Origin of the sequence: Bacillus sp. MYb209 (assembly GCF_002975175.1) — a bacterium.
Lineage (GTDB): Bacteria > Bacillota > Bacilli > Bacillales > Bacillaceae_G > Bacillus_A.
The window spans coordinates 125,818-148,994 of sequence record NZ_PCNZ01000005.1 but is presented as its reverse complement, the minus strand read 5'-3'; the positions used below and the strand labels follow the sequence as shown (position 1 = coordinate 148,994).

Below are 23,177 nucleotides of genomic sequence, written 5' to 3'. Positions count from 1 at the left end.
AGTCATAAAAACATAATTACGTTATAAAACCTCTAACATTTGGAAGTTGGAAATTGTCGAAAAATGTTGATTTTTGAATATTTTTTAAATATAATTCGATTTATGAAGAAAAGGAGGGGTTAATTGTATGAATATTTTAGAACAATTCGTTTCATCAACGAATACAATTCTTTGGTCATATATTCTTATTGCAATGTTAATTGGTTTAGGGCTTTATTTTTCTATTAAATTAAAATTTGTACAAATTACTCATTTAGGGGAAATGGTTCGATTAATGGGTGATGGCTTAACTGGAAAGACACGTAAAAAGGGAAGTGTATCGTCATTCCAAGCATTTTGTATGAGTTCAGCAGCTCGTATTGGAATCGGGAACTTAGCTGGTGTAGCGCTAGCTATTTCTATGGGAGGACCAGGAGCTGTATTTTGGATGTGGGTTATTGCGATTATTGGGGCGTCTTCAAGTTTCGTAGAAAGTACGCTTGCGCAAATTTATAAAATAAAAGATGGTAGTGGCTTCCGTGGAGGTCCTGCTTATTATATGGAAAAAGGTTTAAATAAACGTTGGATGGGAATTTGGTTCTCTATCCTTATTACAATTAGTTACGGTTTAATTTTCAACTCAGTACAAGCAAATACAGTGACATTAGCATTTAAAAATGCATTTGGTATTGAGCGTTATGTTGTAGGGATTGTACTTGCGGTATTGGTTGCGGTTATTATTTTTGGTGGTGTGAAAAGTATTGCGCGTATGTCAGAAATGATTGTTCCGCCGATGGCAATTATTTATATTGCAGTAGCTATTTTCGTTGTTATTAAAAATTATTATTTAATACCGGATATGTTTACAGAAATCTTTAAAGGTGCATTCGGTTTAGATTCAGCTGTAGGTGGCGGTATTGGTGCTGCAATGAAGTTTGGTATTCAGCGCGGATTATTTGCGAATGAAGCAGGTATGGGTAGTGCACCGAATGCGGCTGCAACAGCGGATGTAACGCATCCAGCGAAACAAGGTTTTATTCAAACAATTGGAGTATTAGTAGATACATTTTTAGTATGTACATCAACAGCGTTTATCGTACTATGTTCTGGTGCATATAAGGCAACAAATTTAGAAGGTATTGAATTAACGCAAGTTGCGCTAAGTTCACAGATTGGTTCGTGGGCAAGCGGCTTCTTAGCGATTATTATTTTCTTATTTGCTTTCAGTTCACTTCTAGGAAACTACTATTATGGTGAAACGAATATTGAATTTATTAAACAAAGTAAAACTTGGTTAACGATTTATCGTCTTGCGGTAGTTGGAATGGTACTATTCGGCTCTGTTGCGACACTTCAAGTTGTATGGAATATGGCAGACTTATTTATGGGTCTAATGGTAATCACAAACTTAATTGCGATTACACTTCTTGGCCGATTTGCGTATGCTGCGTTGGCGGACTATGTAAGGCAAAAGAAACAAGGAAAAGATCCGGTATTCAGCGCGGATTCTATTCCTGGCTTAACAAACACAGAGTGTTGGGATAAGTCAGTGGTAACGGATAAAGAAAAAGCAGTATAATAAAAAGGTGAGCATCGAGATGAATTCGATGCTCTTTTTTTGTTGTGATAAATGATATTAAGGTTAAAAGATGATTAATATCATTTTTATAAAAAATACGGATGTTATAATTGTTAACATTTCCATGTCACAAAACCTTACATTTCGTGTCGAAAATTCTTGATTGTTAAAAGTTTTTAGAATATAATCTTCTTAGTGTTATGAAGAGGGGGAACGCAATGATGGATTTTTTAACTAGGGTTATTGGGGATATAAATAATGTTCTTTGGTCATATATTATTATTGCAATGTTAATTGGATTAGGACTTTATTTTTCTTTCCGTGTAAAGTTTGTCCAAATTCGTTACTTTGGTGAAATGATTCGTTTACTTGGGGATGGAGCGAGTTCGAAAACAAGAAAAGCGCAAAAAGAGAAGAGCGGTGTTTCATCATTCCAAGCATTTTGTATGAGTACAGCATCTCGTGTAGGAACTGGTAACTTAGCTGGTGTAGCAATTGCAATTTCAGCAGGAGGACCAGGAGCTGTATTTTGGATGTGGTTAATCGCGATAATCGGAGGAGCTTCTGCATTTGTAGAGAGCACGTTAGCGCAAATTTATAAGGTGAAAGATGGGAATGCATTCCGCGGTGGCCCAGCGTATTATATGGAAAAAGGTTTAAAGAAACGCTGGCTAGGGGTTGTCTTCTCTGTTCTAATAACAGTTAGTTTCGGATTAATCTTCAACGCCGTGCAGTCAAACACAGTAGCGGCAGCTTTTGATGGCGCATTTAAAATGGATAGTAGACTTGTAGGTCTGTTTATGGCTGGTTTACTTGCAATCATTATTTTTGGCGGGGTTAAGCGAATTGCACGTGCGGTTGAAATGATTGTTCCAGTAATGGCAATTATATATGTAGCAGTTGCATTATTCGTTGTTGTAACAAACATTACGGCAATTCCATATGTATTTAAAGAGATTTTCCTACATGCTTTTGGAATTAAAGAAGTAGTGGGCGGGGGATTAGGAGCTGCGATTTTATTAGGAGTAAAACGTGGATTATTCTCAAATGAGGCTGGTATGGGTAGTGCGCCAAATGCTGCAGCAACAGCTAACGTAACGCATCCAGTGAAACAAGGTTTCATTCAAACTTTAGGGGTATTTACAGATACATTATTAATTTGTAGTTGTACAGCATTTATTATTTTATTATCAGATGTGCCTGGAGCGGCTGATTTAAACGGAATTCAATTAACGCAACAAGCATTAAGTCAACATATCGGACCATGGGCTTCTATATTTGTAGCAGTGGCAATCTTCTTATTTGCATTTAGTTCATTGGTAGGAAACTATTATTATGGTGAAACGAATATTGAGTTTTTAAATGGAAGTAAAGTTTTACTAAATGTTTATCGAATCGCGGTACTTGGTATGGTTATGTTAGGGTCTGTAGCAACAATTCAAATTGTTTGGGACTTAGCTGATTTATTCATGGGTATTATGGCTGTTATTAATTTAATTGCGATTGTATTCCTTTCTAAGTATGCTTTCGCGGCATTATCAGATTACGTAAAACAAAAGAAACAAGGAAAAGATCCTGTCTTTTATGCGGAGTCTATTCCCGGTTTAAACAATACAGAGTGCTGGGATAAGCCAGCAGTAGCAGATAAAGAAAAAGCTGTATAATAAAAAAGGAACGAGCATCAGAGAAATTTGATGCTCGTTTTTTTATGGTGATAAACTAAGGGAAGAGGGAAAATACGAACATTAATGAGTATTTTATAATAAAATGTATTTTTTTAAGAAAAGTGCGGATGTGAGTTATAATTTGTGTTAGAATGGAAAATGGCTTTGAAACAAGAGGTTTTATGGTTTTTCATATCCGATTGAAGGTTTTGGAGGAGAAATGGAAAGTTCGGATTATTTCTTGTTTTGAGTAGTCAGACGTTCAACGTTAATGATGAGTTAAATGGAGGATTTTATTAATGAAGTTTGTTATGTTTCTTGTAGGATTACTAGTTGTATTCGTACTCGGTTTTCTTATAAGTTCTGATCGTAAGAAGATTAAGTATAAACCAATCGCGATTATGCTTGTTATTCAGCTAGCGTTAACGTATTTCTTATTAAATACGCCAATTGGTTATATTTTAGTAAAAGGAATTTCAGATGGATTTGGAGCACTTCTTGGATATGCGGAATCTGGAATCGTTTTCGTATTTGGTGGTCTTGTTAATAAAGGAGAGGTTTCATTCTTCCTAACAGCTTTATTACCAATCGTATTCTTTGCAGTATTAATCGGAATTCTGCAACACTTTAAAATTTTACCGATACTTATTCGTGCTATTGGTACTTTGTTAAGTAAAGTAAATGGTTTAGGAAAATTAGAATCATATAATGCAGTAGCAGCTGCAATTGTTGGGCAAGCAGAAGTATTTATTACAGTAAAAGATCAATTAAGTAAAATCCCAAAACATCGTTTATATACACTATGTGCATCTTCCATGTCGACAGTATCGATGTCGATCGTTGGTTCTTATATGAAAATGATTGAGCCAAAATATGTAGTAACAGCACTTGTATTAAATTTATTTAGTGGTTTCATTATTATTCATATTATTAATCCGTACGATATTACGGAAGAAGAAGATACACTGAAGTTAGAAAATAAGAAAAAACAGTCATTCTTTGAAATGTTAAGCGAATATATTATGCTTGGTTTCACGATTGCGATTACGGTAGCAGCAATGTTACTTGGTTTCGTAGCATTAATTACAGCAATCAATAGCTTGTTTGATTCAGTGTTCGGTATTACATTCCAAGCTATTTTAGGATATATTTTCTCACCATTAGCATTCGTAATGGGCATCCCGCAATCAGAAATGGTAACGGCGGGACAAATTATGGCAACGAAATTAGTATCGAACGAATTTGTTGCGATGCTTGATTTAGGAAAAGTAGCTGGTGATTTATCAGCTCGTACAGTCGGTATTCTTTCTGTATTCCTTGTATCATTTGCGAACTTCTCATCTATCGGAATTATCGCAGGTGCAACGAAAGGGATCGATGAAAACCAATCAAACGTTGTTTCATCATTCGGATTACGACTTGTATATGGTGCGACATTAGTAAGTCTTTTATCGGCGATTATCGTTGGTGTTATGTTATAAAAAGGGTGGTCCTAGCTCATAGCTAGGGCTATTTTTCATGGTGAATTTACATAAAAAAACCAATCAATTAGGAATATATTAACATATAAAAATCTTTTTAAATTTATATTGCATTTCAATTAGATAACGCTTACAATTTGATTTGTAGGTGGTATCCATTTCAGACGTTAAATACGGTAGAGAAGAAGAGACTACCTGTTATAAATTGCAATTTATGTAAACGCTTACTGATTTTAGAAGGCAGTTCAAAATATTTTAGGGGTTCATATTTTTTAACATCAATGGTCGGACGTCATTCGTTATACGACTGATAACTCATGGAAGTGGAGGATTCACATATGAAGTTAGTAATGTTTCTAGTCGGTTTACTTGTAGTATTTGTACTAGGGTTCCTTATAAGTTCAGATCGAAAGAAAATTAAATATAAACCAATTGCAGTTATGCTTGTAATTCAATTGGTACTTGCGTATTTCTTACTAAATACAAAGGTCGGATTTGTATTAGTAAAAGGGATTGCAGATGGATTTGGCGCTATTTTAAAATTTGCGGAAGCAGGGGTTAATTTCGTATTTGGTGGTCTAGCAAATGATGGACAAGCACCATTCTTCTTAACAGTATTATTACCAATTATTTTCTTAGCAGTACTAATTGGGATCTTACAACATATTAAAGTTTTACCGATTATCATTCGTGCAGTCGGTTTCGTATTAAGTAAAATTAACGGTTTAGGAAAACTTGAATCATATAATGCAGTAGCGGCGGCAATTGTCGGCCAAGGTGAAGTATTTATTACAGTAAAAGATCAATTAAGCAAATTACCAAGAAATCGTTTATATACACTATGTGCATCTTCAATGTCGACAGTATCGATGTCAATCGTCGGTTCTTATATGAAAATGATTGATCCAAAATATGTAGTAACAGCACTTGTACTAAACTTATTTAGTGGATTTATTATCATTCATATTATTAATCCGTATGATGTGAACGAAGAAGATGACATTTTAGAATTACAAGAAGATAAGAAACAAACATTCTTTGAAATGTTAGGCGAATATATTATGCTAGGTTTCTCTATCGCTGTAACAGTAGCGGCGATGTTAATCGGTTTCGTAGCATTAATTACAGCAATTAACGGTGTGTTCGATTCTATTTTCGGAATCACATTCCAAAGCATTTTAGGATACATCTTCTCACCATTAGCATTCATAATGGGTATTCCAACTTCAGAGATGCTAACAGCAGGACAAATTATGGCAACGAAATTAGTAACGAACGAATTTGTTGCGATGCTTGATCTTGGAAAAGTAGCTGGTGAGTTATCAGCTCGTACAGTAGGTATTTTATCAATTTTCCTTGTATCATTTGCGAACTTCTCATCTATCGGAATTATCGCAGGTGCAACGAAGAGTATCGATGGAAAACAAGCAAACGTTGTATCTTCATTCGGATTAAAACTTGTATACGGTGCAACGTTAGTAAGTATATTATCAGCGATTATCGTTGGGGTTATGCTTTAATAAATAATAAAGAAGTCGTTTATCTCTCACTTCGGGGGATAAACGACTTTTTGTTTAACTTGCTTTATCCAAGTCTCTTTTAAATTGTGGTTTCTCCAAATAAGTTCCCAGTCTCCATATATATTCCACAGGACCCATTCGATATTTCTGTAGCCAATAGGTACTAACTAATAGTTGAATCGTATAAATTCCGATGGTTAAAAGAATACCGAAGAAATAGCCAATTTTACCGTATAAGCCAAATCCATATGCGTAAAAAATAGTTGTTGCGATAATAGATTGCGCTAAGTAATTACTAACCGACATTTTTCCCATGTTCGCCATGTATGTTAGTAAACGCGCTACCTTTTTGTAATGGAATAATAAAATAATCGTGCTTCCGTAAAAGAAGGTCATGGTTACTGGTGTAAGACTATCTTGTAACATAATTAAAATCGGATGTTTCACGAATATGGCTAAGATTTTAATTGTAAAAGAGAAAATCCCAGTGATAAGCCAGATTTTTTTGACAGCAGGTATATGTTGATCGACCTCAAATAGCCAGCCCTTTTTCCCCACATACATTCCGAGTAAGAAAAGTGGAGACATAAAAATTATTGCGAAAACTGATATGAAAACTAATCCGAATACACCGTTAATCCCCATGTAATCAAAAGGATTTTCAGTCAATCTAAAGTTGACGTGATCCACATAGCTTCCAGTCTCATGGACCTTATGTTCCTTTTCGGTATAAGGTGCGAAATCATCATAGGGGTTCGATGTTGATTCCGATTGGTAAGATGCGAGCATAATGAGTGCTAGTAAAATAGATGCCCAAATGAGCAACGTTTTCGGTTTTCGATTGATGAACATCATTAAGAAAATCCCGATAATCCCGTAGGCAAATAAAATATCTCCCTCCCAAACAAAGGTGCCGTGAATGTAGCCTAGTAGTAAAAGAATGATAATACGTCTTATGTATGTGGGGAAGAATTTTTTTCCTTTCGCAATAATACTTTTTTGCAACAAAATAATGCTAAGACCAAATAAAAAAGAGAATAGGGACATGAAATTGTGGGTGCCGAAAAATTGAATAAACCAATTAGCACCTTCATCAAGTTTTCCAAATATGTAAGTTGGTTTTTCACTGGCGAAGAATCCAAATTGAATTAAGGTCATATTGACAAGTAAAATACCAAACAAAGCGAAACCACGGATTGCATCAACAGCTTCTACACGCTGATTCATTTTTTCTCTCCTCGTATATTATTTTATCCCGCTATTTGCGAGCAGTAAGACTCCCACCTCAAAATTCGGCGGGAGCAAAGAAGTTAGGTGGGAGATCAACTGCTCGTAAACGCCCGATTGGTGAAGGCTAATAATCCGTGGGGGATGAACAAAACCCCCGCGGATTAAAGTTTCACTTTATATTGAAAATAATACCATTTTAAAACTAGTGCCATGTCAAAAATGAGGAAATTTAAAGTGATTTTAAGCTAGGGAGAAAATAAAAAATCACCTTAATACATTCATTAAGGTGATCAAAATATTATTCAGCTGGAGGCGTAAATGTACGTTTCTCTAATTCAGCATCTAGCATAAATAGTGCATTTGAATCGCTTGTAATACGTTTTAATTTTTGGATGATGCTATCGAATGAAGCTTCTTCTTCTACTTGCTCATCAACGAACCATTTTAAGAATGTAATTGTTGCGTGCTCACGCTCATCCCAAGCGATATCAGATAAGTTGTAAATACGCTTCGTTACTTCACGCTCGTGCTCAAGTGCCATTTCAAAAGCGTTCAGTACAGATTCGTATTCGTTATTTGGATTATCAAATCCAGTAATAATAGCGCGCTCACCGCGGTCATTAATGTAGTTGTAAAGCTTCATTGCGTGGAAGCGTTCTTCTTCAGCTTGTACAAGGAAAAAGTTAGCGAAACCATCATAGCTCTCCGCCGTACAGTAAGCAGCCATTGCCATATAAGCATGGGCAGAGTAAAATTCAAAGTTCATTTGATCGTTTAATGCGTCGTGCAATTTTTTAGATAACATAAAATCCCCCTTAGTATTGTGACAAGAATATTATACCATAATTGATAATATTCTCATTTGGATACCTCGAACCTTTTCGAAAGCTTTGTGACGTGTGCCTCCATAATGTCTTGTAAATCTAAATCATATTTTTGTGAAAGAATAATAAGGTTAGATAGTACATCACCAAGTTCTTCTTTTAGTTCTTGTTTTAGCTCTTCTTCTGTTTTCACTTTTTCATCAGGACGATCACGCCCAATTTCGATTGCGCGAACAACGCGTGAAACTTCTCCAACTTCCTCTGTTAAGAAATTTAAGCGAATAAAGGAATTATACTGTGACCAGCTTCGTTTTTCGTAAAATTCCTCCACCCATCTTTGAAATGCGACGATATCCATTTCTTCCTCATCCCTTCAATATGTTGTACAATATTCATTGTATCATAACAATATATAGTTTCGGGGTGTAGGGATGAGAAAGATTTGTGTGTTTGCAGGTTCAAATTTAGGGGAGAGACCAGAATTTAAAGAGCAGGCAATTGAATTAGGAAAAATGTTTGTTGAAAACGACTATGAGCTCGTATACGGTGGTTCATGCGTTGGATTAATGGGAGAAGTAGCAAACGAAGTTCTTCGTTTAGGTGGGCGTGTAACAGGTGTTATGCCGCGTGGTTTATTCCGTAGTGAAATCGTTCATACAGGACTAACGGAATTAATTGAAGTAGAAACGATGCATGAGCGTAAGGCAAAAATGGCAGAGCTTGCAGATGCTTTTATTGCTTTACCAGGCGGATACGGAACGTTTGAAGAACTATTTGAAGTTGTATGTTGGTCACAAATTGGTATACATAATAAGCCAGTTGGTTTATTAAACATTAAAGACTTTTACGGACCAATTTTGCAAATGGTTGAACGTGCAGCGGATGAAGGGTTCATGAATCCATCAAATAAAGAGTTGATTGTTTCAGCCGAGACGGCAGATAAATTAATTCATGAAATCCAAAATTACGAGCGTCCTGTTTTGGGAACGAAGTGGAAGCAGCTATCATAATACAATTTTATAGAGATTTATAGAAACACATGTAAATTTTTTTTAAAAAGCATGTGTTTTTTATTTGTTTAAATATATTGACATTTAGATATAAAAATATGGAAGGGGAGAAGTGGATGGAGGTATGTTTTTATGACTTAAAGAAAAAGAACATCTGAATAAAAGGTGAGTAAGGAATTATTGAGTGACATAGAATTGTTCCATTAAAGGGTCAGATTGTGGAAGATAGCGAATGTTTTTTATGAAGTTAATAGAGGTTTTTTTAATCGAAATCAGAATGAATTTTATAGATGTAATCCTTTGGGAATTTTTAATCAGTTATGTATCATAATCTAATCATTAAAATGAAAATTGGAGGAGAAATGAGCATGGGTCGTTCTGTATTAAAAATGTATAACTACCACTTATGGGCAAATGAAGTTATTTTAAATCGCTTAAAAGAACTACCGCAAGACATTTTCCATAAGGAAGTTAAGAGTGTTTTTTCTTCGGTGGCAAAAGTAATGTCTCACATATACCTCACAGATTTAGCCTGGCTCGAGATTATTTCTGGTAAAAGCATGAGTGATGCAATGGTACACACAAACCAATTGAAAGAACAGCTGGAAACAAAAAAATATTGAGGAAATGGAAACTAGTTTTTATGAATTATCTAAACGATATAAAGAACTTTTAAGTAGTCAACGAGATTATGAAAAAGTGTTTGAGGTTGATAATCCATATGCTGGGCACCTGGATACGACGGTTTCTGAAACAATACTACACGTCGTTACCCACGGAGCATATCACCGTGGGAATATAGCCACAATGTTGCGGCAAATGGGTCATACCTCTGTTATGCAAGATTTTGGACTATTTCTATATTCAAAATGAATTCTTTTTATTTACCATAGAATATGGGTTTGTATGATGTTTTTTGGGACTGCTTTATTAGTGATTTAAGCTTAATTATGTATTATAGAATAAAGGCACTCCATATTATTTCGGAATGCCTTTATTGTTATTGTTATTTTGTTTTTTATATAGGTACCAGCCACCCCAGCCGCCACCAATTGCTACAACAACGAGGAAAGCATAGTCTTTAACCTCGACACGTATGTTGAAAATATTAGCTGTAAGTAAGAGAATCCCAACTGTTATTAACGCAAAAAATGCTCTAATTAAGTAGTCTTTCAACTGAACCACTCCCGTCATTTAAGTCGTAAATGATGAACTTGGAAAAGCTTTTTTGGATCTATTTTACTAAAGGGTGTTTCCTATATTTTAACATAAATGAGATTGTAATATATTGATAAAAGTAGAGGAGAGGAGTGTTAATATTGTCGTGATTTGTCGGTAAGTCGATATTCTTTGTCGGAACTTCGATAAAATGAAAAATCGGTGATGAAATTCGAGTTGCGGTCGATAAATTTGAAAAATCGCCGATATAATTTTATGTACCATTGTGATGTGCGACGACTACATAAAAGAAGCGACTCTGAACGAGCCGCTTCCGCTTTTAATGCTATCCAGCTCCAGCGGCTAGAATCTCCGGTCATTTCGCTCTCTCGCTCGAAGCAAAAAGCGCTTCAAGGTCGAGAACTCCAATGCCCTGCGATTCTGAACGAGCCGCTTCCGCTTTTAAATCTATTATTGATTCAAGAACGCACGTAGCATCCAAGCGTGTTTTTCTAGTTCTGTGTAGATGCCTAGTAGTAGGTCAGATGTCATTTCGTCGTCAGAGTTTTGAGCGATTTCCATGCCTTTTTTCAGTTCAGTTAGCATCATTTCGTAGTCTTTCATGATTGCTTCGACCATCCCTTCTGCAGTTTCTCCGTAAGCTGCTTCTTGAATAGAAGATAGTTCTAAGTATTCTTTCATTGTTGCTACTGGTTTGCCGCCAATTGCTAAAATACGTTCTGCAATTTCATCGATGTGAGTAGCTGATTCTGTGTAAAGCTCTTCAAATTTTTCATGTAGTGTGAAGAATTGAGGTCCTTTTACGTACCAATGGAAGTTGTGTAGTTTTGTAAATAAAACGCTCCAGTTTGCTACTTGTTTGTTTAATGCTTCGATTACTTGTTTGTTCATTATGATCAATCTCCTCTTGAGTTATTATGTTATATGAATTACTAATTTATAATTATTATAATCTAGTGATTTATATAAATCAACCCTTTTGCTGGAATTAATTTGAACAAATTATGAACTGTTGTAAATAAAAAATCCCTATTACTGTGAAGTAATAGGGATTTTTTATTTGATATATAGCTCCTGTTTTTAACGAGCCGCTTGCGCTTTAAGTGATATTCAGCTCCAGTGACTAGAACAGTCGGTCATTTCGCTCCTGTTCTGAGCAAGTCACCTCCGCTTTTAGTTGTTATCCAGCTTGTTTATTCTCTTCTGCATCCTGTCCATCCCAGCACTCCGTATTCTTTAAGGCAGGGATAGAACTTGCAACGAAAACAGGATCTTTTCCTTGTTTCTTTTGCTTTATATAGTCTACTAATGCTGCGTAGGCAAATTTGCTAAGGAATGAGATAGCAATTAAGTTTGTGAATACCATTAGTCCCATAAAGAAATCAGCTAAACTCCAAACTGTTTGAAGGGCAGCGATTGATCCGAAGAACACCATTCCGACAACTGCAACGCGATAAATCATTAACCATGTTTTACTTTCTTTAATGAATGCGATATTTGTTTCACCATAATAGTAGTTTCCTAGTAAGGAACTGAAAGCGAATAGGAAAATAATAATCGCTAAGAAAGTGCTTGCCCACGGTCCAATTTGAGAACTTAATGCTTGTTGTGTTAATTCAATTCCTTGTAAGTTAGATCCTTTATAAAGTCCAGAACATAATACGATAAATGCTGTTGATGTACATACTAAGAATGTATCTATGAAAACACCTAATGCTTGAACGAGTCCTTGTTTTACAGGGTGAGATACATCTGATGTTGCTGCTGCGTTAGGAGAGCTCCCCATACCTGCTTCTGTCGCGAATAAACCGCGCTGAATTCCGAACTTGATTGCTGCTCCAATACCACCAGCGATGGCTTGGTCTAAACCAAATGCGCCGTTAAATATTTCTAGGAAAATGCTTGGTAACATATTGAAGTTTTTAATAACGACAAAAACAGCTACGCCGATATAAACGATTGCCATTGGAGGAACAATCATTTCTGTAATACGTGAAATGCTTTTAATACCACCAAAAATAATAACAGCAACTAATAAAGCTAATACAGCTCCTACGATAGTTCGTTCTAGTCCAAAAGCATTTTCAAATGCTATTGTTACTGTATTTGCTTGTACTGAATTGAAAATTAATCCGTATGCAACTGTGATGAGAAGTGAAAACCAAATGCCCATCCAGCGCTTGTTTAAACCTTTTTCCATATAGTAAGCAGGGCCACCACGGAATCCACGTCCATCTTTTACTTTATAAATTTGTGCGAGAGTACATTCTACAAAACTAGTAGCTGCACCGATAATAGCGATAAACCACATCCAAAATATTGCACCAGGTCCACCCATAGAAATTGCGAGTGCTACACCAGCTAAGTTCCCGATACCGATGCGTGCTGCTGCACTTAAGCAAAATGCTTGGAACGGGGAGATGCTATCTTTTTTCTTTTCTTTTCGATTGAATCCTTTACTAATTAAACTGACCATCTCACCGAAATGAGTAATTTGGACAAATTTTAATTTAAAAGAGAAATAAAGACCGAAGCCGATTAGCATTGCAATAAGAATATATGACCATAAAATATTATTCGTTACCTCAAGGAATCTGCTAAAGATATCAACCATATAATACACTTCCTTTTTTTCGTAATAAGAAAATTATATGCAAAAAATATACCAGAATCAATTTTTCTAAAAAATGATGTTACTTAAATGTGTTTTATGTTATGATTATGTTACATCGTAATATTTTTAGAATTATTTACATTTTAAAAAACTAAATTTAAAGCGAGAAAGAGGGGATAATTTGAAAGAAGAAACTTTATTGAAAGTAAGCCTTGAGAGTCTAAAGATGAGAAGTAATGTATTTTTTATCATTACATCTTCAAGTATCTTTCTAGGAGCTACTTATTATTACAATAAAAGATTTCCAAATCACAGGTATCCTGAATGGCTAGAATTTCTAAAATTGATTGGATGAACAAAAGACAGAAAAACAGAAAATTTAAATAAAGATTGTTGAGGAGGAACTAGTATGAATATAAGAGAAAGCGAACTTCCGGGTATTGGTTATAAGTTTCAGATCGTTACGAAAGGTAACGAAAAAATGGTGATTGTTATTCATGATGATGGACGTAGGGAAATGTATCATTTTGATTCAGACCATGAAGAAAGTCTATCAAGTATTTCATTGCGTGACTCAGAGGCAAGACAAATTGCAGCAATATTAGGTGGAATGGTATATAAGCCTAGGGCATTAGAAAATGTTGAAATGGTCTTTGAAGGTTTAGCAATTGAGTGGTTCAAAGTGGAGAATGCAGCGCCAGCAATTGGAAAAACAATTGGTGATCTTGAAATAAGAAAAACATATAGCGTAACTATAATTGCAGTTATGAAAAAGAACATGAAAAAGCTATTTAATCCAGGGCCAGACACGGTGATTGAAGAAGGAGATATGCTTGTAGTTTCTGGTGAGAGAGAAGAAATTAAAAAGATTATTAATGAATTACTTTCGAACAGGGGGACTGACTAGATGGATACTTTAATTTTTGAAGTTGGTACAGCTTTAGTTTTAGTAGCAATTGCGGCGGTAATTGCTGGGAAGTTTAAATTCTCAGTAATTCCTTTTCTAATCGTTCTTGGCATGTTAGTAGGGCCGCACGCGCCGACAATAGGTGTTATCGATCTCAAATTTATTGAAAGTGCAAGTGTGATATCCTTCCTTGGAAGGATTGGCGTTCTGTTCCTTCTTTTCTATCTGGGATTAGAGTTTTCGATGAAAAAACTAATTAAATCTGGACGTTCTATCGCGATTGGCGGAACAATCTATATTTTGATTAACTTTTCACTAGGATTATTATACGGATTTATAATGGGATTCCCGTTACTCGAAATCTTAATTATTGCGGGTATTATTACGATTTCTTCTAGTGCTATCGTTGCAAAAGTGTTAGTTGATTTAAGAAGAACTGGTAATAATGAAACCGAATTAATTTTAGGAATTATTATGTTTGAAGATATATTCCTTGCTGTATATTTATCAGTAGTTTCTGGCTTAGTCCTTGGGGATCACGCTTCGTTCTTAGGTGCCCTCACTTCAATTGGAATTGCTTTAGGATATATGCTTCTATTCTTCGTAGTAGCTAGAAAGGCTACGCCGTTATTAAATAAATTGTTGAATATTAGTTCTGATGAAATCTTTATTATTGTAGTATTTGCTTCGTTGTTCTTCATTGCTGGTTTTTCAGAAACAATTCACGTTGCAGAAGCAATCGGGGCACTTCTTTTAGGGTTAGTTTTCTCTGAGACAGAGCATAGTGATCGAATTGAACATCTTGTTGTTCCATTTAGAGACTTTTTCGGAGCTATTTTCTTCTTCAGTTTCGGATTAAGTATAGATCCATTCTCATTGGGCGGAGCAATATGGTTAACGTTAGGTGCTGTACTTCTGACGATAATTGGAAACTTTGTAGCAGGGATGATTGCAGGACGACAAGCTGGACTATCTCATAAAGCATCAACAAATATTGGATTAACAATCGTTTCAAGGGGAGAATTCTCAATCATTATGGCTAATATCGGTATCGCGGGTGGTTTAATGGCGGTATTGAAACCATTCTCAGCACTATATGTGCTTATATTATCCATTTTAGGTCCGCTTCTAACGAAAGAGTCAAAGAATGTATATAAATTTTTAAATAAAATCTTTAAGTGGGATATGAAGAATAGCTAAATTTTAAACAATTGACGTGTAAGGTCAGATTTTATATAAGGTATTATCGTGAAGGAATCTATAGTTAAATAGATTCCTTTTTTATGGAAAATTAATAACTTGTTGTTATTTGTTAGAGAAGGATATGTTTAATATTTTACATATTGTGGCATACATATAGGAAAAGGGAGTTTGGGAAGGGGATTATTGAGAAATGGAACTCCAGTTTCAAAATGTATATCAACAAGTTGAGAATTGGTATGTGTTGGATTCGGAGCTTCCTTGGGATGTCAAAAAGTTAAGAAATGATTTATTTTCCCTTATTGAAATAAGCACAACGCCAGTTATTTTTTGTGATACGTGTGATGCGAATCATGTCCTTTTATCATTAGGAGGAGAAGAAGAGGAGTTTTTATTCCCGGTAGGTGGTTTTTATCATAAAGAAAAACAATTAATTTTCATTTGTAAGTGGGAAGAGTATGAACAAGTGCTCAAAACGCTATTGCATGAATTCAGGCATGCGATGCAGCATAAGAATGATGTACTATATGTTGGAAATGAACTATACGAAGAAAGATGGATCGAGAAAGATGCGAGGCATTTCGCGGAGAGGAAGCTAGATGAATATAAAAATAGAAATTTAATCTGAAGCATAGTGGAGAAAAATCACTGTGCTTTTATTTGTTGCTAATGAAAAATAAGTAGTTGACCTTTATTAAGTTTAGTTCTAAACTAATAGTATCAAATGAGCGAGGTGATGGAATGAAAGCAGAGGAAAGACTTGGATTACTATTATGGTTTCGTTTATCACGCTTTTATAATAGAAGTATTCGTGAGACGAATCAGCATTTGAAAAAGTGGAATGTATCTGCCGCTCAGTTTGATGTATTAGTTCAAATTGGAGGACATGATCGTTTAACGCAGCAGGAGCTTGGAAATAAGTTGTTTGTTACGAAAGGAAATGTTACTCAACTTTTAAATAAAATGGAGCAACTAGATTGGATTCAGCGTGAACAAGAAGGTACCACGAAATATATTTCATTAACAGAAAAGGGAAAGGTTCTATATGAAGAAATAGTCTCACCGCAAGAAACATTTCAAGCAGAGCAATTTGAGAAGTTAAATAGAAAAGAACAAAAACAATTATTAGAATTACTGAAGAAGTTGCAGTGATAAAATTCAAAAAAATATCTCGATTTCGAGATAATATGAGGTGAAGGATATGTTTAGAAAAGTTGATCATAAAAATATGGGAAGAGCAAATCACGGTTGGTTAAATACACATTTTCATTTTTCTTTTGCAAATTATTATAATCCAAACAACATGAATTTTGGAGCAGTACGTGTTATGAATGATGATTTAATAGCGGCACAAACTGGTTTTGATATGCATCCGCACCGTGATATGGAGATTATCTCTTACGTTATAGATGGTGAATTAACACATGAAGATAGTATGGGGAACCGAGGGACAATTGAGCGTGGGCATGTTCAATATATGAGTGCAGGTACTGGTGTATTTCACAGTGAGCATAACTTAGGAAGTGAAACATTACGTTTATTGCAAATTTGGATTTTACCAGACCGCGATGGTCATAAACCAAACTACGGTGAGTTTAAATTTGATTGGAGTAAACGTGAAAATGAGTGGTTCCATATGGTATCTCCTTCTGATGGAGATGCACCAATTCATATTCATCAAGATGCAAATTTATATTCTTTATCATTAGAAGCTGGTAAAGAAATTCATTTTCCTGTTAAAGAAGGACGTCAATTGTACCTTGTACAAATTGAAGGTAGCAGCGTTGTAAACGGTGAAACACTTGTAATGCGTGATGCAGCGGAGGCTGTAGAAGAAGATATTCAAATTCAAGCGAAAGAGAAGTCTCACTATTTAGCAATTGAAATGAAAATACAATAAAGTGAGGCTTTAATCAGTGGTGGCTTTCCAACATATAAATAGCGGAATGAAAAGTTATAGGAAAGAGGACATCGTTTTTCGATGTCCTCTTTTTGGTGAGTCGAATTGTCAGAAAAAACTTTCTCAATTTTTGAGAACAGGTATACGAATAAGTATTTAGAATTGTATTAAGAGTGTCAAAAATTCTTAGGGGAATGGGGAGTGTTAGATTGAAAAAGCAAATAATTTCATCAGCATTAGCGTTAACTGTTATCGCAAGTGGGTTTGGGGCATTTGGAGCAACTACGACGAAAGCAGAAGAGCAAAAAATCCAGTATCACCAAGAGTTTAAAACACCAGCTTACATAGGTGAAGAATGGAAAGCACCGGAAGGACTAGATAAAAAAGAGACGGTCTTTCAATATTTAGAGAATAAAAAAGATATGTTTAAACTAGCAGGAAATATTGAAAAACATTTCAATATCGTTGGTGAAGAAAAAGATGCTGAGTCTGGTACAACACATGTGAAGTTAGTTGAGAAGCATAATAACATTCCTGTGTATGGTTCAGATCAAACGGTTACGCTTGATAAAGAGAATAATGTAAAAGCGTTTTTCGGACAAGTTATTCCGAATTTAGATGATAAAAATATTCCTGCATCTGCAAGTATTAGTGCGGAACAAGCAGAAACGATTGCAAAAGCTAATATTGAGAAAGAAATTGGTAAAGTAAAGAATTATGATGGTGTGAAAAAAGATTTATATGTGTATGAAAAAGATGGCCAATACTATCTTGCGTATCTTGTAAAAGCATCGGTTTCAAAACCAGCTCCAGGATATTGGCATTACTTTGTTGATGCGACAAATGGAAATGTTATTGAGAAATATAATGCTGTAGATCACATTACTGGATTTGGTTACGGAGTATTAGGGGCTAGACAATCATTTGAAATTGCTCAAGATACGAAAACAGGAGCGTTCAACTTATTTGATGGTACACGAGGACAAGGTGTCCATACATTTGATGCAGAGAATATGGATGAAAACTGGTTTAATTTATTCTCACAAATTCTTGGATATACAGGAGAAGAAGTTGTAAGTAAATCTAAGTTCTTCGAAGATAAAGCGGCAGTTGATGCGCATGTGAATGCAGGAAAAGTATATGATTACTATAAAAAGACATTTAACCGTAACTCTTTCGATGATAAAGGTGCGAGACTTATTTCTACTGTTCACGTAGGTGAATCTTGGAATAACGCAGCTTGGAACGGTGTTCAGATGATGTATGGTGATGGCGATGGCAAGACATTCATTCCATTATCTGCTGGACTAGATGTTATCGGTCACGAATTAACGCATGCTGTAACTGAACATACAGCAAACCTTGTTTATAAAAATGAGTCAGGTGCATTAAACGAATCATTGTCTGATATTATGGGTGTAATGGTTGAGAAGAAGAGCTGGGATTTAGGTGCTGACATTTATACACCTGGTAAACCTGGTGATGCACTTCGTTCTCTGAAAGATCCAGCATCTATTCCAAATCCATTAAAACCTGGCGAAGGTTACCCAGATCATTACAATAAACGTTATACTGGAACAGCTGATAATGGCGGCGTTCATATTAACAGTAGCATCAATAATAAAGCAGCATACTTAGTATCTGAGGGCGGCACTCATTACGGTGTGAAAGTAACTGGAGTGGGCCGTGAAGCAACAGAAAAAATTTACTATCGTGCTCTTACAAAATATTTAACTGCAAACTCTGACTTTAAAATGATGCGTCAAGCAGCACTTCAATCAGCAGAAGATTTATACGGTAAAAACTCTAAAGAGTTACAAGCTGTAACGAAAGCTTATGACGCAGTAGGAGTAAAATAATAAGAGAAAAAAGACCTGACTGGATTGTCAGGTCTTTTCCTTATTTAATCACGGACACCTAATGCGATTTTTGCCATGCGTGACATACGTTCTTTTGTCCATGGTGGATTCCATACAACGTTTACTTCTATTTCATTTACTTCGGGTACGTTCGTTGATAGTACTTTTTTAACGTCTGATACGATTTGACCAGCCATTGGACAACCGATAGAAGTCATCGTCATCGTAATAACAGCATTATTATTTTCATCAGCTGTAACGTCATAAACTAATCCAAGATTGATAATATCAACACCTAATTCAGGGTCAATAACAGCTTCTAAGTTTGCATATAACTTTTCTTCAAATGCTTGTTGTGACATGTGTAGCACCCCCTAAATATTAATGATATCGATTCTCATTATAACGGATATGCGTATAAAGTGCAGGAAATGAGCTCAAAAAAATATTCCTCTTGAAGGAGGAATATTTTTTGAAAAGCTATTCAGTTTTAAAATGAGATACGAGTTGATCTAATTCTTCAACTGTTTGTTTCATTTGTTTTGCAGTTAGAGTCATTTCATTCATCACGATGACTTTCTGTTCAGCAAACTGTGCTGTTGCGACAGTCTCACTTGAAACGTCATTAGAAATTGAAGCGATGTTATTAAGTGAAGCATTCATTTCTTCAGCGCTTGCGGCCATTTCTTCAGCAGTTGCTGATATGTCTTGAATTCGAGTAGACACTGTATTCACTTGACCAACAATTGTTGTGAAAGAAGAGCCTGCTTCACGAATGACGTTAATGCCTTCAGATGCTTCAGAGCGACCTTGAGACATCATAGAGCTAGCAGTTTCTGTATCATTTTGAATTTGATGTAGCAACTGGTTAATATCCGTTGCCGCTGTTTTTGATTGTTCAGCAAGTTTACGAACTTCATCAGCTACGACAGCAAATCCTTTTCCTTGTTCACCGGCACGAGCCGCTTCAATAGAAGCATTTAAAGCAAGTAGATTTGTTTGTTCAGCGATATTAGAGATAGATTGTACAGCTGTATCAATGTATTTTGTGTGAGTGATTAGACGTTCGACTACTTCTGATGTAGCATTTACAGCTTCGTGAATCGTCGTCATTTGTGAAATAGATTTTTGAATAACAGTACTTCCGTCGTTAGCGTGTTCTGACGTGGCTACAGCTAGTTCGGCTACAGAAGAAGCAGATTCTGCAATGCGCTGAACACTCATTGCCATATCATCCATTGCAGTCGAGCTTTCTTCCATACTAGAAGTTTGCGATTGGATGCTGGCATTTAAATTGGACATTGAGCTTTGAACTTTTATTGTTGCATCACGCGATGTATTGGTCTTTTCTAGCATATTTTCAGAAGCATTTTGTACTTCTACAGAAGTTTTTTGAACACGATTAATGATGTGCTGCAAGTTTTCTAACATGTTATTAAATGATGTGGCAATTGCACCGATTTCATCATTGCTATTTACTTGTAGACGAGCTGTTAGGTCACCCTCTTGGGAAGATAACTCTTTTAGTTTAGTATCAATTTGTTGAATTGGTTTTACAAGTTTACCAGAGAACCACCATGCAAGAATAATTGCAACGACAATACATATAACAAGTGATAAGAATACAACGTATTCAATTAGTAGTGATGATTGGTCAATTTTTTCAATGGATTGATCACGTAACTTAGCTTGTTCGTTGCTATAGTTTGTGAAATCACCAATAACTTTATAAACCGTACCATTTTCTTTAGAAGCAACTTGTAATGCTTCTTCCCATTTTTGTTCTTTCGCAAGAGTAACAACTTTATCATCAATAAATTGTCTCCATGTAGAGCCTAATTGCATTGTGTCTTTTACTTGTTGAGAAACATTAGGGTTAGAAAGAAGTTCATTTTTTGAATCCTCAAGACGTTTACTCATTTCATGAAACTTGTCTAATTCGACTTGATCATGTTGCAGTAAATAACCTCTTAAAGCAGAAAGTTGTACTTGATAAGCGTCTCCACGTTCTTTTAACTCTGTTGCAAGAGGAGAAATTTCTTTTTGCAATGCTTCAGCTTTACGAGACTGATCAATAGTGAAGAATAAAATAAAAGCTAATGCGATGCCAAATAAAGCGCAAATCGTTCCCATCATGAACATTAATTTTTTTCGAATGCTAATAAAATTCATATGATTGAAAAACCTCCTTTGTAAAATTTGAGTATTATGATTACTTTATATAACGATTTAAAAGAAAGCCTTATTCCTATTTAAAGTTGGAATAAAGCTTTCTTATTTCCTTTAGGAATTATAGCAGACAGAGTGGGAGAGAGAAAGATATATTTTAAAGTAAAAAAGAGGGGCTAAAAAAAGAAATCCCTCTTTTTTCCTATTATCCCGCTATTTGTGGACAGTTAATTTCTCACCTCAAAATTAGGCGGGAAATTAACTGCCTGTAAAAGCCCGATTGGTGAAGGCTAATAATCAGTGGGGGAGGAGAAAAAAATCACTGATTAAAGTTTCACTTTATGCATTTGTTTTGAAATGAGAAACGAGAACTTCAAGTTCTTGTACTGCAGTTTTCATTTCTGATGACTTTGTAGCAATGTCTTTCATTACATCTACTTGGCCACCAGCTGAATGTGCTGTCTGTGATGTTTCAGCGGCAACTTCGTTTGAAATAGAAGCGATATTATTTAAAGCTGCATTCATTTCCTCAGAACTTGCGGCCATTTCTTCAGCAGTTGCAGACATTTCTTGCATCTGTGTAGAGACTTTGTTAACGTGGTTAACAATTGCTGAGAATGAAGAGCCAGCCATACGAATGACTGTGATTCCTTGTGAAGCTTCTGATTGACCTTGTGTCATCATTTCATTAGCTATTTTTGTATCCTCTTGAATTTGATAAAGTAAATGGTTAATGTCGGTTGCAGCTAGTTTAGATTGTTCCGCAAGTTTACGAACTTCATCAGCGACAACAGCGAATCCTTTACCATGTTCACCAGCGCGGGCAGCTTCAATAGAAGCGTTTAAAGCAAGTAGATTCGTTTGTTCTGCAACGTTAGAAATGGATTGAAGAGCAGTATCAATATGGTTTGTATGTGTAATGAGTCGCTCTACCACTTGCGATGTAGCGTTAACAGCGTCATTGATTGTATTCATCTGTGTAATAGATTTTTTAATTACTTTACTACCATCATCTGCTTTTTCTGAAGTTGTAACAGCTAAGCTAGCAACAGAAGAGGCAGATTCTGCAATGCGCTGAACACTTGTTGCCATATCATCCATTGCCGTTGAGCTCTCTTCGATGCTAGACACTTGTGAACGAATATTATGATCAAGAGCATTCATAGTCTCTTGGATTTGTGCGGTAGTGTCCATAGATGCAGTTGTTTCGATGAACATATTTTCTGAAGCTTCTTTTACACTTGTTGATGTTTGTTGAACTTGCTTTATTATACGTTGTAAGTTAGCGAGCATTTGATTAAAGGAATGTGCAATATCACCGATTTCATCTTTACTAGTTACATTCAATCTCGCAGTCAAATCGCCATGTTGAGAAGCTAATTCTTTTAATTTCGCATCAATTTGTCGAATAGGTTTAACGAGTTTACCAGAGAACCACCATGCTAATAAAATAGAAGTTAGTGTGCATGTAATGAGTGAGAAGAAAATAATATATTGGATAAGAGATGAAGAAGATTGAACTTCAGCAATTAATGTATCACGTTTTTCATTCTCTTTATTTGCATATTTAGTAAATCGACTTAAAAGGTCATTTACGTAATCTGTTTGAGCTAAAGCGATTTTGGATGCTTCGTCCCATTTCCCTTCACTTGCAAGGGGGAGAACCTCATTGTCTATGACGCTTCGCCACTTTGCGCCCATTAAAATGGCCTCTTTCATTCCTTCAGGGAGTTTTTTATCACTCGTTACTTTTTCTCTTGTATCAGCTAATTTCTTTCCTTCCCGGTTGAATTTATCTAATCCTTTTTGATCGTGCGATAGTAAATGTTCTTGTAAGCCAGCAACTTGCGCTTGGAACCAATCACCGCGTTCTTTTAAAATGGTTGCTCTTTTCGATACATCATTTTTTAATGTTTCAACTTCATTTGCTTGGTTCATAGCGAATGTAAGAATAATAATTAGAGCAATGCTAAATAAGGAACAAATGCTTAAGAGTGTGAAGAGTATTTTTTTTCGAATACTAATATATTTCATCGTTACCCTACCTTTTTTAAAGAACTAT

20 protein-coding genes and 1 pseudogene are annotated in these 23,177 nt (G+C 35.5%); 12 read left to right on the top strand and 9 right to left on the bottom strand.

From position 1 onward, the window contains the following. Positions 1 to 127: 127 nt before the first annotated feature. From CQZ94_RS11955 to CQZ94_RS11940, 4 genes are all read left to right on the top strand, one after another. The gene (locus CQZ94_RS11955; RefSeq protein ID WP_105585562.1) at positions 128 to 1,558 is read left to right on the top strand and encodes an alanine/glycine:cation symporter family protein; all 1,431 of its coding nucleotides are present in this window, start codon (positions 128 to 130) and stop codon (positions 1,556 to 1,558) included. A gap of 221 nt (positions 1,559 to 1,779) precedes the next feature. After that, the gene (locus CQZ94_RS11950) at positions 1,780 to 3,222 is read left to right on the top strand and encodes an alanine/glycine:cation symporter family protein (RefSeq protein WP_105585682.1); all 1,443 of its coding nucleotides are present in this window, start codon (positions 1,780 to 1,782) and stop codon (positions 3,220 to 3,222) included. Positions 3,223 to 3,521: 299 nt separating this feature from the next. After that, positions 3,522 to 4,703, top strand: coding sequence for a NupC/NupG family nucleoside CNT transporter (locus CQZ94_RS11945; RefSeq protein ID WP_105585561.1), 1,182 nt, complete (start codon positions 3,522 to 3,524; stop codon positions 4,701 to 4,703). Positions 4,704 to 5,041: 338 nt separating this feature from the next. Next, positions 5,042 to 6,223, top strand: a complete 1,182-nt coding sequence (locus CQZ94_RS11940; protein WP_105585560.1) for a NupC/NupG family nucleoside CNT transporter — start codon at positions 5,042 to 5,044, stop codon at positions 6,221 to 6,223. A gap of 54 nt (positions 6,224 to 6,277) precedes the next feature. Here the strand turns inward: CQZ94_RS11940 and CQZ94_RS11935 are convergent, their stop codons facing one another. From CQZ94_RS11935 to CQZ94_RS11925, 3 genes are all read right to left on the bottom strand, one after another. Continuing rightward, positions 6,278 to 7,450, bottom strand: a complete 1,173-nt coding sequence (locus CQZ94_RS11935; protein ID WP_105585559.1) for a DUF418 domain-containing protein — start codon at positions 7,448 to 7,450, stop codon at positions 6,278 to 6,280. Between the two features lie 301 nt (positions 7,451 to 7,751). After that, on the bottom strand, positions 7,752 to 8,258 hold the full coding sequence (locus CQZ94_RS11930; protein WP_105585558.1) for a ferritin: 507 nt from the start codon (positions 8,256 to 8,258) through the stop codon (positions 7,752 to 7,754). Between the two features lie 53 nt (positions 8,259 to 8,311). Then, the gene (locus tag CQZ94_RS11925) at positions 8,312 to 8,635 is read right to left on the bottom strand and encodes a MazG nucleotide pyrophosphohydrolase domain-containing protein (RefSeq protein WP_000355764.1); all 324 of its coding nucleotides are present in this window, start codon (positions 8,633 to 8,635) and stop codon (positions 8,312 to 8,314) included. Between the two features lie 73 nt (positions 8,636 to 8,708). Between CQZ94_RS11925 and CQZ94_RS11920 the strand changes: the two genes are divergently transcribed. After that, positions 8,709 to 9,287, top strand: coding sequence for an LOG family protein (locus CQZ94_RS11920; RefSeq protein ID WP_105585557.1), 579 nt, complete (start codon positions 8,709 to 8,711; stop codon positions 9,285 to 9,287). 368 nt (positions 9,288 to 9,655) lie between these two features. Next, positions 9,656 to 10,160, top strand: a pseudogene (locus CQZ94_RS11915) (DinB family protein). 105 nt (positions 10,161 to 10,265) lie between these two features. On the opposite strand, the gene CQZ94_RS11910 reads toward CQZ94_RS11915, so the two are convergent. The 3 genes from CQZ94_RS11910 to CQZ94_RS11900 form a co-directional block, all read right to left on the bottom strand. Next, entirely contained in the window at positions 10,266 to 10,463 is a 198-nt protein-coding gene (locus tag CQZ94_RS11910; protein WP_105585556.1) for a hypothetical protein, read from the bottom strand. 453 nt (positions 10,464 to 10,916) lie between these two features. Beyond that, positions 10,917 to 11,357 carry a Dps family protein gene (locus CQZ94_RS11905; protein WP_105585555.1) on the bottom strand — a complete coding sequence of 147 codons (441 nt, stop codon included), beginning with the start codon at positions 11,355 to 11,357 and terminating at the stop codon, positions 10,917 to 10,919. Positions 11,358 to 11,646: 289 nt separating this feature from the next. After that, positions 11,647 to 13,080: an alanine/glycine:cation symporter family protein gene (locus CQZ94_RS11900; protein WP_105585554.1), complete on the bottom strand. Its 1,434-nt coding sequence runs from the start codon at positions 13,078 to 13,080 to the stop codon at positions 11,647 to 11,649. A 409-nt stretch (positions 13,081 to 13,489) separates the two neighbouring features. On the opposite strand from CQZ94_RS11900, the gene CQZ94_RS11890 reads away from it, so the two are divergent. From CQZ94_RS11890 to CQZ94_RS11865, 6 genes are all read left to right on the top strand, one after another. Then, entirely contained in the window at positions 13,490 to 13,987 is a 498-nt protein-coding gene (locus tag CQZ94_RS11890; protein ID WP_002015988.1) for a cation:proton antiporter regulatory subunit, read from the top strand. Continuing rightward, a complete protein-coding gene (locus CQZ94_RS11885) occupies positions 13,988 to 15,187 on the top strand; it encodes a cation:proton antiporter (RefSeq protein WP_105585552.1) in 1,200 nt (399 codons plus the stop codon). Positions 15,188 to 15,380: 193 nt separating this feature from the next. Then, positions 15,381 to 15,815, top strand: coding sequence for a DUF3920 family protein (locus CQZ94_RS11880; RefSeq protein WP_105585551.1), 435 nt, complete (start codon positions 15,381 to 15,383; stop codon positions 15,813 to 15,815). A gap of 113 nt (positions 15,816 to 15,928) precedes the next feature. Next, positions 15,929 to 16,339: a MarR family winged helix-turn-helix transcriptional regulator gene (locus tag CQZ94_RS11875; protein WP_105585550.1), complete on the top strand. Its 411-nt coding sequence runs from the start codon at positions 15,929 to 15,931 to the stop codon at positions 16,337 to 16,339. Between the two features lie 49 nt (positions 16,340 to 16,388). Next, a complete protein-coding gene (locus tag CQZ94_RS11870; RefSeq protein ID WP_105585549.1) occupies positions 16,389 to 17,087 on the top strand; it encodes a pirin family protein in 699 nt (232 codons plus the stop codon). Between the two features lie 209 nt (positions 17,088 to 17,296). Next, positions 17,297 to 18,946 carry a M4 family metallopeptidase gene (locus tag CQZ94_RS11865; RefSeq protein WP_142395817.1) on the top strand — a complete coding sequence of 550 codons (1,650 nt, stop codon included), beginning with the start codon at positions 17,297 to 17,299 and terminating at the stop codon, positions 18,944 to 18,946. Between the two features lie 44 nt (positions 18,947 to 18,990). On the opposite strand, the gene CQZ94_RS11860 is transcribed toward CQZ94_RS11865, so the two are convergent. The 3 genes from CQZ94_RS11860 to CQZ94_RS11850 form a co-directional block, all read right to left on the bottom strand. Then, entirely contained in the window at positions 18,991 to 19,308 is a 318-nt protein-coding gene (locus CQZ94_RS11860) for a metal-sulfur cluster assembly factor (RefSeq protein WP_070145396.1), read from the bottom strand. Positions 19,309 to 19,426: 118 nt separating this feature from the next. Beyond that, positions 19,427 to 21,118: a methyl-accepting chemotaxis protein gene (locus CQZ94_RS11855; protein WP_105585547.1), complete on the bottom strand. Its 1,692-nt coding sequence runs from the start codon at positions 21,116 to 21,118 to the stop codon at positions 19,427 to 19,429. 336 nt (positions 21,119 to 21,454) lie between these two features. Continuing rightward, positions 21,455 to 23,149, bottom strand: a complete 1,695-nt coding sequence (locus CQZ94_RS11850) for a methyl-accepting chemotaxis protein (protein ID WP_105585546.1) — start codon at positions 23,147 to 23,149, stop codon at positions 21,455 to 21,457. Between the last annotated feature and the right edge of the window lie 28 nt (positions 23,150 to 23,177).